Annotated in this window: 14 protein-coding genes; 7 read left to right on the forward strand and 7 right to left on the reverse strand. The window is 67.5% G+C overall.

Annotation, left to right across the window (positions count from 1 at the left end):
* Nucleotides 1-101: 101 nt before the first annotated feature.
* The 5 genes from SR870_RS00775 to SR870_RS00795 form a co-directional block, all read right to left on the reverse strand.
* A complete protein-coding gene (locus SR870_RS00775; RefSeq protein ID WP_322516152.1) occupies nt 102-1,298 on the reverse strand; it encodes an ABC transporter substrate-binding protein in 1,197 nt (398 codons plus the stop codon).
* 98 nt (nt 1,299-1,396) lie between these two features.
* On the reverse strand, nt 1,397-1,981 hold the full coding sequence (locus SR870_RS00780; protein WP_322516153.1) for an amino acid synthesis family protein: 585 nt from the start codon (nt 1,979-1,981) through the stop codon (nt 1,397-1,399).
* A complete protein-coding gene (locus SR870_RS00785; RefSeq protein WP_322516154.1) occupies nt 1,978-2,562 on the reverse strand; it encodes an amino acid synthesis family protein in 585 nt (194 codons plus the stop codon). The genes SR870_RS00780 and SR870_RS00785 overlap by 4 nt, the downstream gene beginning before the upstream one ends.
* The gene (locus SR870_RS00790) at nt 2,555-3,487 is read right to left on the reverse strand and encodes a UPF0280 family protein (protein WP_322516155.1); all 933 of its coding nucleotides are present in this window, start codon (nt 3,485-3,487) and stop codon (nt 2,555-2,557) included. The genes SR870_RS00785 and SR870_RS00790 overlap by 8 nt, the downstream gene beginning before the upstream one ends.
* 4 nt (nt 3,488-3,491) lie before the next feature.
* A complete protein-coding gene (locus SR870_RS00795; RefSeq protein WP_322516156.1) occupies nt 3,492-4,988 on the reverse strand; it encodes a 6-hydroxynicotinate reductase in 1,497 nt (498 codons plus the stop codon).
* 295 nt (nt 4,989-5,283) lie between these two features.
* Here SR870_RS00795 and SR870_RS00800 point away from each other — a divergent pair, with 295 nt between their 5' ends.
* The 6 genes from SR870_RS00800 to SR870_RS00825 all read left to right on the forward strand — a co-directional run bounded on the left by SR870_RS00800 (nt 5,284) and on the right by SR870_RS00825 (nt 13,153).
* Entirely contained in the window at nt 5,284-5,817 is a 534-nt protein-coding gene (locus tag SR870_RS00800; protein WP_322516157.1) for a (2Fe-2S)-binding protein, read from the forward strand.
* Nucleotides 5,814-9,365, forward strand: a complete 3,552-nt coding sequence (locus SR870_RS00805; protein WP_322516158.1) for a molybdopterin cofactor-binding domain-containing protein — start codon at nt 5,814-5,816, stop codon at nt 9,363-9,365. Before SR870_RS00800 ends, SR870_RS00805 begins: the two co-directional genes overlap by 4 nt.
* 199 nt (nt 9,366-9,564) lie before the next feature.
* A complete protein-coding gene (locus SR870_RS00810; RefSeq protein ID WP_322516159.1) occupies nt 9,565-10,338 on the forward strand; it encodes a ferredoxin--NADP reductase in 774 nt (257 codons plus the stop codon).
* A gap of 110 nt (nt 10,339-10,448) precedes the next feature.
* Nucleotides 10,449-11,645 (forward strand): amidohydrolase family protein, encoded by a 1,197-nt coding sequence (locus SR870_RS00815; protein ID WP_322516160.1) that lies wholly within the window; start codon nt 10,449-10,451, stop codon nt 11,643-11,645.
* Between the two features lie 146 nt (nt 11,646-11,791).
* Entirely contained in the window at nt 11,792-11,926 is a 135-nt protein-coding gene (locus SR870_RS00820; RefSeq protein ID WP_322516161.1) for a hypothetical protein, read from the forward strand.
* Between the two features lie 75 nt (nt 11,927-12,001).
* Entirely contained in the window at nt 12,002-13,153 is a 1,152-nt protein-coding gene (locus SR870_RS00825; RefSeq protein WP_322516162.1) for a DUF3095 domain-containing protein, read from the forward strand.
* Between the two features lie 37 nt (nt 13,154-13,190).
* Here SR870_RS00825 and SR870_RS00830 read toward each other — a convergent pair whose 3' ends face one another.
* Complete coding sequence (locus SR870_RS00830) at nt 13,191-13,634, reverse strand: DUF2147 domain-containing protein (RefSeq protein ID WP_322516163.1); 444 nt, start codon at nt 13,632-13,634, stop codon at nt 13,191-13,193.
* Nucleotides 13,635-13,756: 122 nt separating this feature from the next.
* Entirely contained in the window at nt 13,757-15,130 is a 1,374-nt protein-coding gene (locus SR870_RS00835) for an MATE family efflux transporter (protein ID WP_322516164.1), read from the reverse strand.
* Between the two features lie 453 nt (nt 15,131-15,583).
* Between SR870_RS00835 and SR870_RS00840 the strand changes: the two genes are divergently transcribed.
* Nucleotides 15,584-16,819, forward strand: a complete 1,236-nt coding sequence (locus SR870_RS00840; protein ID WP_322516165.1) for an MFS transporter — start codon at nt 15,584-15,586, stop codon at nt 16,817-16,819.
* Nucleotides 16,820-16,952: the final 133 nt, after the last annotated feature.

Below are 16,952 nucleotides of genomic sequence, written 5' to 3' on the forward strand. Positions count from 1 at the left end.
CCTTTCGTGCTGGAGGAGGAGCGTGGTGCGCTCGGTGCCCGCCGCTGAGGTCAGCGGCGGACAGTCGCGGAGGAGAAAGCAGCCTCATGCCGCCCCGGGCTTCAGTTCGCCGGACGAAGCTTGGCGGCCTCGGCCTCGGGCGGCAGATAGTCGGCGCCCTTCTTGAACTGGATGTCCACCATGATGCCCTTGCCGTCCTTCTGCGCGGTCTTGCCGACATAGGCGCCCATCGTCGACTGGTGATCGCCGGCGCGGTAGACGACCGCACCGAACGGGGTGTCGACTTTCAGGTTCTTCATCGCCTTGACCAGGCCGTCGGTGGAGTGATCGTCGGTGGCGGTCAGCACGGCGGCGATGGTCTTCACCGTGGCGTAGCCGACCACGGAGCCCAGTCGCGGATAGTCCTTGTTGAGCTGCTGATAGGCGTCCAGGAACGCTTTGTGCTCCGGCGTGTCGATCGCGTACCAGGGATAGCCGGTGACGATCCAGCCTTCCGGCGTCTCGGTCTTCAGCGGGTCGAGATATTCCGGCTCGCCGGTGAGATAGCTCACCACCGCGCGATCCTTGAACACGCCGCGGGTATTGCCTTCGCGCACCAGCTTCACCAGGTCGCCGGCGAAGGTGGCGTTGAGGATGGCGTCGGGCTTGGCGGCGTCGATCGCCTGCAGCACCGGGCCGGCGTCGATCTTGTTCAGCGGCGGCCACTGCTCGGCCACGAATTCCACGTCGGGCCGCTTCTTCTTCAGCAGGTCCTTGAACGCGGCCACGAACGACTGGCCGAATTCGTAGTTGGGCGCGATCGTCGCCCACTTCTTGGCCGGCAGCTTGGCGGCTTCCTCGGCCAACATCGAGGCCTGCATGTAGTTCGAGGTGCGCAGCCGGAAGGTGTAGTCGTTGCCCTTCGACCAGACGATCGCGTCGGTCAGCGGCTCCGCCGCGACGTAGAGGATCTTCTTCTGCTTGGCGAAGTCGGACAGCGCCAGGCCGATATTGGACAGGAAGCCGCCGGCGATCATCACCACGCCGTCGCGCGACACCAGCTCGTTGGCGGCGGTGAGCGCGTCGCCCGGCTTGCCGCCGTCGTCCTTGGTGATGACGACGAGCTTCTTGCCCTTGATGCCGCCGGCATCGTTGATCTGCTTCAGCGCCAGTTCCATGCCCTTGCGGTACGGCTCGGTGAAGCCGGGCAGTGCCGAATAGGAGTTGATCTCTCCAACCTTGATCTCGCCTTGCTGCGCATGTGCCGCGCCGGAAGCGAAAAGCAGTGCCGTCAAAGCCAGTCGTGCGATATGTTTCATACGCTCATGCCCTCTGTTTGAACGAACCTCAGCCACTCGTCGTCTTGACGCGTTCTTCACGCGAACTGACTTCCCAGTTCGTGCGCACCGCGGTCTCTTCAGCGCAACCCGTCTTCGCCTTTGATCTCGGCGCTCGTCAGTCCGCCGACGCGCGGAAGCGGTCGGCCGGAATCCGTGATGGCCACCGCCACCACGATCTCGTTGGCGCGCGGCGCATCCGCCACGCTCACCTGCATGCCGTCGAAATGGCTGCGGACGAAGGCCGCGTCCTTGTGCCCGAGCGGAATGTCCAGCTCGGCGCCGAGGCCGCCGCGCCGCTTCGACGACGGAATCAGCGCCGCGCCCTTGCCCAGCACCTTGCGCACCGGCGCGCCCATCTTAGGGTGCAGCAAGGCTGCCGCGTGTTCGAGCTCGCCGTTCTCGCCGACGAGGGCTGCCTTGCCGTAGCTTTCGGCCTTGGCGCCGTCGATGCCGAGCGCGTCCACCGCCTTCTGCGCGAGCAGCCCGCCGAGTTCTTCTCCGATCGCGATCAGCTCCGAGAGATCCTCGACATAGCGGCCGGCGAACGGATTTTCGATCACCGCCACCGCAGCCGCCCGCCGCGTCGGCGGCGTCACCGCACGGCCCATCTCGGTCAGCGTCTCTTCGACCACGACGACGATCTTGCGGATTTTCGCGCTCATCGCAGCCCGTCCTCACCCTTGATATCCGCCGCTTTGAGCCCGCCGACGCGGGCGTGAATCCGCGGGCCGGTGCTCATCACCAGCACCAGCGCGATCTCGTCGGCCTTGGGGCCGTCCGGGACGCCGACTTCCATCGCGTCGAAATGGCTGCGCACGTAGGAGGCGTTGACATGGGTCACCGGCACGTCGAGCCGCGTCCCCGGACCGCCGACCTTCTTGGTCGAGGGCACGATCGCCTTGGCGTCGCCGAGGATCTCGCGCATCGCGTAGCCGCCCGGCACGTGCCACAGCGCGCCGTGCTCCAGTTCGCCGGCGGCGCCGACGATGGCGCCCTTGCCGTAGCCGTCGATCGCCTTGGCGTCGCCGCCGAGCGCCTGCAGCAGTTCGCCTGCGAGCGCCACGCCGAGCGGCGTCAGATCGTCCATGAAGCCGGCGATGTCCTGAACGTAGCGGCCGGCGAACGGGTTTTCGATCACCGCGATGATCGCGCCGCGCCTCCGCGGCGTAGCCGCCACCGGGCCGCCCTCGTGGAAGATCTCCTCGGTGATCAGGAGCTTCTTGCGGATTTTGACCTCAGGCATCAGGCTGCTCTTGTTGTGGTTGCAAAGGAACGAAATTCGTTATGCCGGCGCTCGCGGTGTCTCCCTGCAAAGCGGTGTCTCCCTGCAAATGCAGGGCCGCGGCGTAGATCAGTCCGCGCGACAGAAGCGCGCGCGCCACGGTCACGCCCCCGGCGAGCGCCTCGGAACGCTCGGCTGCGCCGAGTCGCGGCACGTGCCGGGTAACCTGCAGTGTACCCAGATCGCTGTCCGGTTGAAGATCGCATGCGGCCTCCCGGACGACACCGCGATGGCCGGGCAGGTCGACCGCATTGGCGACCACGGTCGCCGCCGCATCCGCCATCGCGGCGGTGGGCGCGAGGATCGTGACCGCATCGGCGATGCCGAGCGAGAAGCTGCGCCCGCGCCAGCCGCTGGTCGCGACGCCGCGCACCGGGCTGTTCGCATCGATCGTGGCGCGGCCGAGCAGGCGCGGCTGGTCCGGACGATCCACCAGCCCGACCGTGAAGCGCGCGCCTTGCGCCAGATGCAGCGCGATGTCGCCGCCATTGTTGACATAAGCGCGGGTGATGCCGGGGCAGATCAGCGCTTTCAGGATGTCGTCGGCGACAGAGCCAGCCACCGCTGCCATTGGCGTGATGAAGAGTTCATCGGCGAATGGCGTCACCGCCTCAGCCATGCGCTGCGCGACCGGGTGGACCAGCGGCAGCACGTCGCGTCCGGCGGGCTTTCGCAGCGCAGGCAACTCGCCGCACAGCGCATCGAGCAGGCCGGCGAAGCGCTGCGTCGCCGCGGCATAAGCGTGCCGGACGGCGCGCGGGTCGCCGGTCGCCTCGATGATCAGGTCGATCGGACCATCCTGTAAGTGCAAGCGCCGTCCGTCCGCCAGCATCGCCGCCTGCGGCGCGCGCCCCCGTGTTGGTGTGAGGAACTGCGGGGCGGCCATCGGATCAGCCGAAGAAGCGCTTGGCCGCATTGGGAGCGAGCGGCCACGGGTTGTCGGAATGCGGCCCTACGGTCTGCAGGCCGTCGTTCAGAGCGATCGACGACACCGGCCGAACCTCGGCCATATGGCCGCCGAGTTCTTCGTAGTCCGACAGCCGCAGCGTGAATTCGATCGGCGCCACCAGGGCCGGCGTCGGCACGTAGCCGAATGCGTTCTCCGGCATCTTGGTCACGTCGACCATCAGCGTGATGCCGCCGCCGGGATAGACATAGACCGGCGCGCCGCCGCAGGTGACGTAGGTCAGCGCATCCTTCACCGAGTGGGTGAGGCGCACCGGATTTTCGGTGACGCCCGCGCGCAGCGAGCCGCCGGCGCCGGCCATGAACAGCACCGTGGACAGCGCCGGCTCGCAATTGTCCTTCACCCGCTGCGACAAGGCCGCGAGCTCCGCCGGCATCTCCTTCTCGCGGGGAGAGAGCGTTTCGTCGAGTTCGTAGTAGGCCGCGTGTTCGCCGGTGGTCGAGATGAAGTACAGCCGCAGCCCCGGCCAGGCGACCTTGCGGTCGAACGGACCGAGGATCGACAGCGGGTCGGAAATGTTGGTGCCGCCCCAGCCGGTGCCGGGCTCGGCGACCTGGAAGTAACGGCCGGGCGTCGAGCGGCGGCCCTTGATCTTGATGCCGGTGTCGGGCACGCCGAGCACCTTGCCGGCCTGATGTTCGGACAAGACGCCGGTGATGTGATCGTCGACCACCACCACGTCGTCGACGAGGCCGAGCCATTGCTTGGCGAACATCCCGATGGTCGCCGAGCCGCAGCCGACCCGCATCCGCTCTTCCTTGACGCCGTTGACGATCGGCGGCTGGCCGGCCTGCACGACCACAGTCGATCCGCCGTCGATGGTGAGCTCGACCGCCTTGCCGTTGCACAGATCGAGCAGGATCTCGCAGGTGACGCGGCCTTCCTTCTTGCTGCCGCCGGTGAGGTGATGCACGCCGCCGAGCGACAGCATCTGCGAGCCGTATTCGGAGGTGGTGACGTGGCCCACGGCTTCGCCCGCGGCGCGCACGGTGGACTGCTCGGGACCGAGGAAGCGGTCGGTGTCGATCTTCACCTTGACGCCGCAGTAACTGAAGATTCCTTCGGTGACGACCGTCACCATGTCGACGCCGTCGACTTCAGAGGAGACGATGAACGGCGCGGGTTTGTAGTCCGGATAGGTCGTGCCGGCGCCGATCGCGGTGACGAAGGTCTCGGGCGGTGCGATCAGTTGACCGTCCCAGGAGCCGTCGCGGTGAAACGGCACCACGGTGCCGCCATGCGCCAGCGCGCGGTCGAGCACGATATGCGGGTCGACGCGCACCAGGTCGCCGTTATGATTGGCGTAGCGATCGCAGGCGCCGCTCATGCCGGGCTTGATGTAGCACATCACCGGACAGGCATCGCAGCGGATCTTTCCGTCGCTCGCTCCCTCGGTCCCGGCAGTGGTTTCGTCGGCCATGTGGCTCTGCTCTTCGCTCCGGTCGCCGGCCCGACGTCGTCGTCGCCCGCCGCAGTTTGTATGTATACTAATGAAAAGCCGGACCCGATCCAAGTCAAGCATAAGGAATGGGCAGCGTCTGCCCAAACCATCATCGCGGTGCAAAACGGCGCTTGACGTATTTTATTGGTGTAGAAACAATCGGGACAGCAGGATCACCGCGAATGCAGGGTATCGGACGTGTCGGGACGAACTGAGTTTGCAGTGCACACTATCCGATCCGGCCACGTGCCGCTTGCTGCAGGGCACAATTGAAATGTCGTCCTCGGCTCTCACCGGCGGACCTGTTGTGCTGACCGTCAACGGCAGCACGTGCAGTTTCGATCTGCCGCGCGACACCAGGCTGATCTATGTGCTGCGCAATGATCTCGGTCTCAATGGTCCGAAGTTCGGTTGCGGGCTCGGCGAATGCGGCGCGTGCACTGTGCTGATCGACGGCGTTGCGGCGCGGTCCTGCGTGGTGACGCTCAAGACCGTCGAGGGACGCGCCGTCACGACGCTCGAGGGCTTGGGCGAACTCACTGCATTGCACCCGGTGCAGGCGGCGTTCATCGCGGCGCAGGCGGCGCAGTGCGGTTACTGCCTCAACGGCATGATCATGACCACCGTGTCGTTTCTCGCCCGCAACCCTGCGCCGACACTCGAGCAGGTGCGCGAGGCGCTGCGCTACAATCTGTGCCGCTGCGGCACCCATGTGGAAATCATGCGCGCCGTGATGGCCGCTGCCGGCCTGACGGCGATCGACGCCGATCCTGATACGAGCGATGCAACGTCGGGTGGCCGACGATGAGCGAGCCCACGCCGGTCGCCTCGGAGCTACTCGCGCGCATCGGCACGCTGGCGGTGCTGCGGCCGTCGCAGCACGTCAAGGGTCTGGTGCCGACAGCGCCGCCTCCGGAAGGCGCGCTCGACCTGTTCCTGTATCTCGACGACGCCGGGCAGGTGCTCGCCTTCAACGGCCATGTCGACCTCGGCACCGGCATCCGCACTGCGCTGGCTCAGATCGTCGCCGAAGAACTCGACGTGCCGTTCGCCGCCGTCACCATGGTGCTCGGCCACACCTCCGGCACGCCCAACCAGGGCGCCACCATCGCTAGCGACAGCATCCAGGTCTCGGCCGCGCCGCTGCGGACGGCGGCGGCGCAGGCGCGGCATCATCTGATCACCCTGGCCGCGGCTGAACTTGCGCTGGCGCCTGACGATCTCACCGTCACCGACGGCATCGTGCATCCGCGCGGCGGCGCCAATATCGGCGTCTCCTACGCAGCGCTGCTGCAGGGCCGCAACGACCGCCTGATGCTCGCCGAGGGTGTCGCGCTGAAGCCGGTCGCCGAGCATCGCATCGTCGGCCAGCGCATCGCGCGCTCGGATATTCCCGCCAAGGCCACCGGCGATTTCGTCTATGTGCACGACGTGCGCGTCCCCGGCATGTTGCACGGCCGCGTGGTGCGGCCGCCTTATGCCGGAATCGATGCCGGCGACTTCATCAGTACCAGCCTGATCGGCGTCGACGAGACGTCCGTCGCGCATATTTTGGGCATGGTCGCCGTCATCACCATGGGCGACTTCGTCGGCGTCGTCGCCGAGCGCGAGGAGCAGGCGGCCGAAGCCGCGCGAATATTGAAGGTGGAATGGAAGCCGCCGCCGCCGCTGCCGGATCTCGATGATCTTGCCACGGCGCTGCGCGCCAACCCGGCGACGACGCGGACGCTGCACGACAAAGGCGACGTCGATCGCGCCCGCGCCGACGCCGCGGTGCCGATGGATCGCAGCTATGTCTGGCCGTATCAGATGCACGGCTCGATCGGCCCGTCCTGCGCGGTGGCGGATGTGCGCGACGGCGCGGCGACGATCTGGTCGGGCACGCAGAATCCCTATCCGCTGCGGCTCGACATTTCGGTGCTGCTCGGCCTTCCCGAGCAAGACATCGAGATCCTGCGCTACGAGGCAGCGGGCTGCTATGGGCGCAATTGCGCCGACGACGTTTCTGCGGATGCGGCGCTGCTTTCGCGCGCCGTGGGGCGGCCGGTGCGGGTGCAGTTGACCCGCGAGCAGGAGCACGCCTGGGAGCCGAAGGGCGCGGCGCAACTGATGGAGATTTCCGGCGGGCTGAACGCCGACGGCAGCCCGGCCGCGTATGATTTCGCGACGCGCTATCCGTCGAATGCGGCGACCACGCTGGCGCTGCTGCTGACCGGGCGGGTGCCGGCGAACAATCCGGTGTTCGAGATGGGCGATCGCACCGCGATCCCGCCTTATGCCTACGACAACATCCGCGTGAAGGTGCACGACATGGCGCCGATCGTGCGCGCCGCCTGGCTGCGCGGCGTCTCGGCGCTGCCGAATTCCTTCGCGCACGAGAGCTATATCGACGAACTCGCCGCCGCGGCCGGGGTCGATCCGGTGGAGTATCGGCTGCGCTATCTGCACGATCCGCGCGCCGTCGATCTGGTCAAGGAAGTCGCCGCGCGCGCCGGCTGGGTGCATCGCACCGGCCCGCGTCAGGAGGTGGTCGAGGGCGACGTCGTGCGCGGGCAGGGCATGGCCTATGCGCTGTACGTCCATTCGAAATTTCCCGGCTATGGCGCGGCGTGGTCGGCATGGGTCGCCGATGTCGAGGTCAACAAGGCGACCGGCGACGTCGCGGTGAAGCGCGTCGTGGTCGGGCAGGATTCCGGGCTGATGATCAATCCGGCCGGGATCGAACATCAGATCCACGGCAACGTCATTCAATCGACCAGCCGCGCGCTGAAGGAACAGGTGAGCTTCACCGACACCGCGGTGGCCGACAAGGAATGGGGCGCGTATCCGATCCTCACCTTCCCGGACGTGCCGGTGATCAACGTCGTGCTGATGCCGCGGCCGAACGATCCGCCGCTCGGCAGCGGCGAGTCGGCGTCGGTGCCGTCGGCGGCGGCGATCGCCAATGCGATCTTCGACGCCACCGGCGTGCGGCTGCGCGAGCCGCCGTTCACGCCGGAGCGGGTGCGGGCCGCGCTCGGCAATCCGATGCTGCCGCCGCCGCCAGCGCCGGCACCGAAGAGGCGGTCGTGGTTCGCGCTGGCCGGCGCGGCGCTGGTGGGCGCGCTCGGCATGGCGACGGTGGCGCTGCCGATCCGCGGTGCCATGGCGCCGATCGCGGCGCCCGATCCGGCGAGCTTTTCGGCCGAGATGATCTCGCGCGGACGGCAGCTCGCCGCGCTCGGCGGCTGCGCGGTGTGCCACACCGAGATCGGCGGCGTGACCAATGCGGGAGGTCGTCCGGTCGAGACGCCGTTCGGCACGGTGTATTCCACCAACCTCACGCCCGATCCGGAGACCGGCATCGGCCGCTGGTCCTACGCGGCGTTCGAGCGCGCGATGCGCGAGGGCATTGCGCGCGATGGACGGCATCTGTACCCCGCGTTTCCCTACGCCTCGTTCACGCGGACCTCGGATACCGACCTTCAGGCGCTCTACGCTTACCTGATGTCGCAAACGCCGGTGGTAGCGCCGACGCCCGAGGCGCGGATGGCGTTTCCGTTCAACATCCGGCCGCTGATGGCCGGCTGGAATACGCTGTTCCTGCGCACCGGCCAGATGCAGGCGGACCCCGCCAAAGCCCCGCAATGGAATCGCGGCGCCTATCTGGTCGAAAGCCTCGGCCATTGCGGCGCCTGCCACACGCCGCGCAATGCGCTGGGTGCCGAGAAGGCGCGAACGTCCTACTTGAGCGGCGGCGCCGTCGACGGCTGGCACGCGCCGGCGCTGAACACGCTGTCCAGCGCGCCGATTCCATGGACGGAGGCCGAATTGTTCTCCTATCTGCGCACGGGGTTCTCGCAATTCCACGGCACGGCGGCCGGGCCGATGGCGCCGGTGGTGGAGCAGCTCGCGGCGCTGCCGGATGCCGATATCCGCGCGATGGCGACGTATCTGGCCTCGTTCGCGCCGGCGCCCGAAGCGCAGCCGGCCGAGCGCGCCGCAGCGCTGCAGGCCGCGGCGACAGCCACGCTGCGGCCGCTGGATTCGCTCGGCGGCAAACTCTACGAAGGCGCCTGCGCGTCCTGCCACAGCGACGCCGGCCCGACTTTGTTCGGCGTTCGCCCGGCGCTGGCGCTCAACACCAATGTTCACGCCGCGGAACCGGACAATCTGATTAGGGTCATTCTAGACGGAATACCTAGTCCGGCGGCCGCCGAACTGGGGGACATGCCTGGGTTCCGCCACAGTTTCGACGATAACCAGATCGCGGCGCTGGTCCGTTATCTCCGCGCCTCCTTCGCCCCCCAGGCGCCCGCCTGGGGCGGCCTGGACCAAGCGGTGGCGCGCCTGCGCGCCCACCGGGGATCTCACTGATCGTCGTTTTTCCCTTCAGGTTGCCCGTTAATTCGGCGCGATTGCCTGAAATGTCCGCGCGGCACGGGCGTTTGCCGCGTTGACAGGGGCCGGGCGCCGATCCTATTTTCATTCGTGTACAAATGAATTGGCCGCGACCCGCACGCACTGTTCTGCCGTGCCCTCCCGGCCGATCACACACCAACTCCGGAGTTCTCCCGTGAGCAATCTGATGGAAGAGCGCGTTCTCTCCGTTCGCCACTGGACCGATCGTCTGTTCAGCTTCACCACCACCCGTGACTCCGGCTTCCGTTTCCGGAACGGCGAGTTCACCATGACCGGCATCAGGATCGACGGCCGCCCACTGCTGCGCGCCTATTCGGTGGCGAGCCCGAACTACGAAGAGACGCTGGAGTTCTATTCGATCAAGGTGCCGAACGGCCCGCTGACCTCGCGCCTGCAGCACCTGAAAGAGGGCGACACCATCATCGTCGGCCGCAAGGCGACCGGCACGCTGGTGATCGACAATCTGCGCCACGGCGCGACGCTGTATCTGCTCGCCACGGGCACCGGCGTCGCCCCCTTCCTGTCGATCATCCGCGACCCCGAGACCTACGAGCGGTTCGAGAAGATCGTGCTGGTTCACGGCTGCCGGCAGGTGGCCGAGCTGGCCTATGGCGAGTCGATGGTGGCGGCGCTGCAGGATCACGAATTCCTCGGCGACGACGTCAAAGCCAAGCTGATCTACTACCCGACCGTCACCCGCGAGCCGTTCATCCACGAGGGTCGGATCTCGAAGCTGATGGACAGCGGCCAGCTCTACAGCGACATCGGCCTGCCGCAGCTCGACAGGTCGCGCGACCGCGTGATGCTGTGCGGCTCGACGCAGATGATGGTCGATCTGAAGAGCCGTCTGGCCGATCTCGGTTTCGAAGAGGGCAATCACGGCGAAGCCGGCGACTTCGTGCTGGAGAAGGCCTTCGCCGAGCGCTGATCCGGAATTTTCGGAGCGATCCCCTCGACGCGGATTGCAACAGCGTGGCGCGGCCGTAGAATTCGTATGTTCGCAAATGACCGGGCTCACACCTTTCGGAGACGTCAGACATGGCTCACGATGCCGCCGCACCCACCGGACCGACCAAGCTCGTCATTCGCAACATCGGCCTCCTGATCAGCGGTGACCTCGACAAGCCGATCCTCGACGCCGACACCATCGTCGCCGAGAACGGCAAGATCACCGCGATCGGCCGGCTGAAGGACGTCGACACCGAAGGCGCCACCACTATCGTCGATGCGCACGGCGCCGCGGTCACTCCGGGGCTGATCGACAGCCACGTCCATCCGGTGGCGGGCGACTGGACGCCGCGGCAGAGCCAGCTCAACTGGATCGATTCCTCGCTGCACGGCGGCGTCACCACCATGATCTCGGCGGGCGAGGTGCACTATCCCGGCCGGCCGCGCGACGTCATCGGCATCAAGGCGCTGGCGATCACCGCGCAGCGCAGCTTCTCCGCGTTCCGCGCCAGCGGCGTGAAGGTCCATGCCGGCGCTCCGGTGATCGAGCACGAAATGGAGGAGAACGACTTCAAGGAACTGGCGGCGGCCGGCGTCAAGCTGCTCGGCGAGATCGGCCTCGGTGGCGTCAAGGACGGTCCGACGGCGAAGAAGATGGTGGCGTGGGCCCGCAAATACGGCATCCAGTCCACCATCCACACCGGCGGCCCGTCGATCGCGGGCTCCGGACTGATCGACAAGGACGTCGTGCTGGAAGCCGGCACCGATGTCGTCGGCCACATCAACGGTGGCCACACCGCGCTGCCGGACGGACAGATCCGCTGCATCTGCGAGGGCTGCAAGGCCGGCCTGGAACTGGTCCACAACGGCAACGAGCGTTCGGCGCTGTACACGCTGCGGATCGCGCGCGAGATGGGCGATCTGCACCGCGTCATCCTCGGCACCGACGGGCCGGCCGGCTCCGGCGTCCAGCCGCTCGGCATCCTGCGCATGATCTCGCTATTGTCGTCGCTCGGCGATCTTCCCGCCGAGCAGGCGTTCTGCCTCGCCACCGGCAACACCGCCCGGATGCGCGAACTCGACTGCGGCCTGATCGAAGTCGGACGCGTCGCCGACTTCGTGATCATGGACGCGGCTCAGCATTCGGCCAGCTCGTCGCTGCTGGAGAGCGTGCGCCTCGGCGATCTGCCGGGCATCGGCATGACCATCATCGACGGCATCGTCCGCAGTGAGCGCTCGCGCAACACCCCGCCGGCGACGCGGTTGCCCAGCATCGTCAAGGCCTGACCTGGCGGGTCTTTACGCAGCGCGGTTGATCGACCTGCCGTGATTCTGCTCTAAGTCTCTGCGACCGCCATTGGTCGCGGACGGACGGGGCAGGTCAGCCCGGCCGAGCCGGCGGCTGAGATCATCCGCAAGTGGAAACGCATCGCTTGAAATCGCTCGGCATCATTGTTCTGCTCGCTCTGGCCGCGTTCGCTTATGGTCTGTACGCGGACATCACGATGACGCGCTGCGTTCGCGGCTCGGTCACGGCGATGCTGGGCATGTGCGCCAAGGGCGACTGAACATTCGCGCGTCTTGCAACCTCGGTCGACGCCCGACGTATCTGCTCTGATATCTGCCGCGAGAGGCCTGCCACGATGGACGGGGACGACAGCGCCGCATTTTACGACAAGGTCGCGGTGTTCAGCGGGTTTCGCAGCCTGATGGACCCGGCACTGTATTCGGCGCTGCCCGACGACTGGATCATCGGCACGGCCGACATCGTCGACTCCACCCGCGCGATCGCGGCGCAGCGCTACAAGGCCGTCAACATGGCCGGCGCCTCGGTGATCGCCGCGGTCACCAACGCGCTCGACGGCCGCGACTTCCCATTCGTGTTCGGCGGCGACGGCGCGAGCTTCGCGGTCGCGCCGGGCGATCTCGAGCGTGCGCGCGAGGCGATGGCCGCCTCGGCCGCCTGGGTCAGCGACGAACTCGAACTCACGATGCGGATCGCGCTGGTGCCGGTCGCTGCCGTCCGGCCGCAGGGGCTGGACGTCCGTGTCGCCCGCTTCGCGCCGTCGGCCAACGTCTCCTATGCGATGTTCTCGGGCGGTGGCCTCGCCTGGGCGGAGGCGGCGATGAAGCGCGGCGAATTCGCGGTCGCGCCGGCGCCGTCCGGTACGGCGCCGGATCTCACCGGCCTGTCGTGCCGGTTCGAGGAGATCCCCTCGGCACAGGGCGTGATCCTGTCGGTGCTGATCGTGCCCGCGCCCGGTGCCGATCCGGCGGCGTTCCGCAGCCTGATCGAGGAGGCTGTGGCGCGCACCGAGCGCAGCCCCGACGCGGGCCGGCCGGTGCCGTCGCACGGCCCCGCGTTGCGATGGCCGCCGGCCGGGTTCGATCTGGAGGCGCGCGCCGCGCGTGGCGGTTCGTTGTTCAAGCGCCGCATCGCCGTGCTGCTCTACACGCTGTTCATCTATGTGGTCATGCGCCTTCGCATCACCGTCGGCGGCTTCGTGCCGCGGACCTATATCGCGGAAGTCGTGGAGAATTCCGATTTCCGCAAATACGACGACGGCCTGCGCATGATCCTGGATTGCACGCCCGAACTCGCCGACGCGCTGGAGCAACTCCTGGCCGCCGCCGCGTCGGCGGGTGTCGCGCGCTACGGCCTGTTCCGGCAGGAGGCCGCGATGATGACCTGCTTCACGCCGTCGGTGATGCGCAGCGATCATGTGCATTTCATCGACGGCGCCGGCGGCGGCTATGCGTCCGCGGCGATCACGCTGAAAGCGATGCAGGCCTGAGCACGCGGCGCGTCCGTAGGCCCGCGGCGTCAGCCGCTCAGCGCCCGGCGAAAGTCCAGGTCTCGCCGCCGCACAGTGTGCCGACGCAGCCCTCGACATACAGCGTCGTCGGCCCGGTGTGGGAGATGCTGCTCTGGTAGGTCTTGCCGTCGTCGGCGTTGTAGATATGGCCCGACCATTTGCCCTGCGACACCGGCTGCATGTCGCCGAAGATCTGCAACCCGAGCACCGGCCGTGCGGCGCGGGCGGGGTCGGGGTTCTTGTCGTCGACCTGCGGTCGGCCGGTGTTCGGGTCGGTCGGCTGCCTCAGCCAGACCACCGTGCCGCACAGCGCGGCGCCGCAGCTCTTGATCCGCACCCTGGCGTCGCCGGCCTGCGTCAGCCAGGTGCCTTGCGGTCCGGGCGCCGATTGCGCGTCGGCAGCGGCAGGCGCCAGCACAGCGAGCAGCGCAGCGACAACGAGAGCAGTTCGGGTCGTCATTCGTCCTCCAGAGTATCGTTCAGGCGCCGCGCCGACCGGTACTGCGTCGCGTCGCGCTGAATAGCAGAGCAGGAGATTCGTGCCAAAGGTGTGGCCGTGTCGGCAAGTCGTCAGCCTGAGATTCACTTGACCCAGCGTGTCAGGCGGATCGCGGCAGCGGTGCTGAGCCCGTAGACCACCATCGCCACGAGGACCAGCGCGAACAGCGCCGAGGCGGGGGCGCCGGACGCGACCAGCGCGGTGCCGCCGATCGCGACCAGGACGAGCCGCGCAGTCGCGGCGAGCACCGGGCCGCCGACCTTGGCCGCGCCTTGCGAGGCGAAATACAGCGTCACGCCGAGTCCGAAAAAGGCGAAGCCGGGACCGGCCCAGTTGAAATAGGAACTCGCCGCCGTCGCCACCGCGGGATCGCTGGTGAACAGCGAGACCCACAGCGACGGCCGGATCGCCAGCACCAGCCCGACCAGCCCGAGGATCAACGCCGACACCGCACCGGCGGTCCACGCGACGCGCCGCGCGCGCGCCACCTGGCCGGCGCCGATCGCCATGCCGACCATCGGGATCGAGGCGACTCCGAAGGCGAACGCGATCGGGATCAGCAGGAATTCGAGGCGCGAGCCGATGCCATAGCCGGCCAGCGTCGCGACGTCGTAGGTCGCGATGATCTTGGTGAAGATCAGGATCGTCAGCACCGATTGCAGCGGCGAGAGGCAGGCCATCGCGCCGACCTTGAGAATGTCGACGAACATCGGCCGCTGAAACACGAACGAGTCGAGCCGCAGCGTCAGCCGTCCGCGGCCGCTCGCCATGTAGGCCAGCAGGAACAGCGCGCCGAGCGAAAACGCGATCAATTGCCCCGACGCGACGCCCGGCATGCCGAGCCGCGGCAGGCCGAACAGGCCGAATCCGAGCACGCCGCCGATCACGATCTGCAGCGCCGCGATGCCGAGCAGCGTCGCCGACGGCAGCACCATGTCGCCGGTGCCGCGCAGCACCGACGCCAGCGTGTTGACCAGCCAGATCGACACCGCGCCCGAGAACAGCACGACCGAATAGCTGCTGGCCTGTTCGAGAACTTCGCCGCGTCCGCCGAGCAGCGCGTAGAGCGACCGCCCGAACAGCAGCATCGCCAGTGTGAACACCAGCCCGGCGCCGACGCCGATGATGATCGCGTGTAGCGCCAGCACCCCGGCGCGGGTGCGATCGCCGGCGCCGAGCGCACGGCTGACGGCGGAGGAGACTCCGCCGCCCATCGCGCCCGCCGACATCATCTGCGTCAGCATCGCGAACGGGAACACCAGCGCGATCGCCGCCAGCGGCTCGGTGCCGAGGCGGCCGATGTAGGAGGTCTCGGCGATCGCCACCACCGCGGTGCCGACCATCGCGATCACGTTCGGGATCGCCAGCCGGATCAGCGTCGGCAGGATCGGCGCGGTCAGCAGCCGTTCGGCCGGGGCGGCGGGACGCCGCTGGTCTGCCGGCGCGTCGATGGTCATGCGCTTTCCTGCCCGTGCGGACCGCTCACGGGCGGCGGTCGATGATTGGATTATGATCAACATATTATCGGCGCGCAAGCCGCACGGTCGTCCCCGCGCAGGCGGGGACTCCTAACCCCTGGCTTCTCGCGGGAAGGAAGGCCTTCGCCATTGTGCTTGGACCGAAACGACACGGCGTATGGATCCCCGCCTGCGAGGGGACGACAAAGGGGAGGCGAGGGCAACGCACGAGCCGAAGGCAGGAACTCGAGTTTACCTTGGGGAAGCGGCGGCTCGGGTCTCACCGGCTGACCTGACCGCTACTGCCGGGCCATTTCCGGTCGCATCAATCCGGTCGTGCCGGCCAACCCCTGCGCTCCGTGCAGAACCCCGATACCGGCCGCAAGGATGGTCAAACGTTGCATTTCAGGGCATGAGTATTCTCAAAATCGCGATGCGAGAGGAAACGATCCCATGAAGGCAGCCCAGCTCAGCTCGTTTCAGCGCTGGTCGATTCTGATCGGCGCGTCCGTGCTGCTCAGCCTCGCGATGGGCATGCGGCAGAGCTTCGGGCTGTTTCAGCCGTCCGTGATTCGCGACATCGGCATCACCAGCGCCGACTTCTCGCTGGCGACGGCCTTGCAGAACATCATCTGGGGCGTGACGCAGCCGATGGTCGGGCTGATCGCCGACCGTTACGGCACGCGCTGGGTCATGCTCGGTGGCGTCGTGGTCTACGCCGCAGGTCTGGTGCTGATGATGGTCGCCGAATCGGCGCTGGTGTTCACGCTCGGCGCCGGCGTCTGCGTCGGCATCGCGCTGTCCTGCACCGCCTCCAGCATGACCATGACCGTCACGTCGCGCACCGTGTCGGCGGCCAAGCGCAGCGTCGCGATGGGCGCGGTGTCGGCGGCGGGTTCGCTCGGCCTGGTGATCGCGTCGCCGCTGGCGCAGACGCTGATCACCACCGCGGGCTGGCAGATGGCGCTGATCGGATTTCTCGGCCTCGTCGTGGTGATGCTGCCGTCGGCATTGTTCGCCGGCCGCGCCGACAAGATCGAGATCGAGAAGGCCGACGATCTGCAGCAGTCCGCCGGCGAAGTGGTGCAGAGCGCGCTCGGCCATTCCGGCTTCATGGTGATGGCGATCGCGTTCTTCGTCTGCGGCCTGCAACTCGTCTTCATCACCACGCATCTGCCGAACTATCTGGCGATCTGCGGCCTCGATCCGTCGCTCGGCGCCAGCGCGCTGGCGGTGATCGGATTGTTCAACGTGATCGGCTCCTACGCCTTCGGCTGGCTCGGTGGGCGCTATCCCAAGCAATATCTGCTCGGCGGCATCTACATCGTGCGCTCGCTGGCGATCGCGGCGTATTTCTACTTCCCGGCGTCGGCGACCACCACGCTGGTGTTCGCCGCGGTGATGGGCACGCTGTGGCTCGGCGTGATTCCGCTGGTCAACGGCCTGGTCGCGCAACTGTTCGGACTGCGCTACATGGCGACGCTGACCGGCATCGCCTTCCTCAGCCACCAAGTCGGCTCGTTCATCGGCGCCTGGGGCGGCGGCGTGATCTACGATCATCTCGGCAATTACGACCGCGCCTGGCAGGCGGCGGTTCTGATCGGCCTGATCGCGGGCACCGCGCAGATGCTGATGAACGTTCGCCCGCCGCAGCGGCGGGAAGGGCTCGTGGTGCCGGCCGCCGCGTGAGCGGTCGCGCCGTTCGCACAAGCTAACCTGCTCAGGCGTCGACGGTATCTGCAGGGGCAGCGCCGCTGTGACACACCGTTGCAATTCAGAATAGATATTGGGTCCGTAGTCGGAACCTTCTATAAGGGGGCTC

The organism is Rhodopseudomonas palustris, assembly GCF_034479375.1.
GTDB classification, from domain to species: domain Bacteria; phylum Pseudomonadota; class Alphaproteobacteria; order Rhizobiales; family Xanthobacteraceae; genus Rhodopseudomonas; species Rhodopseudomonas palustris_M.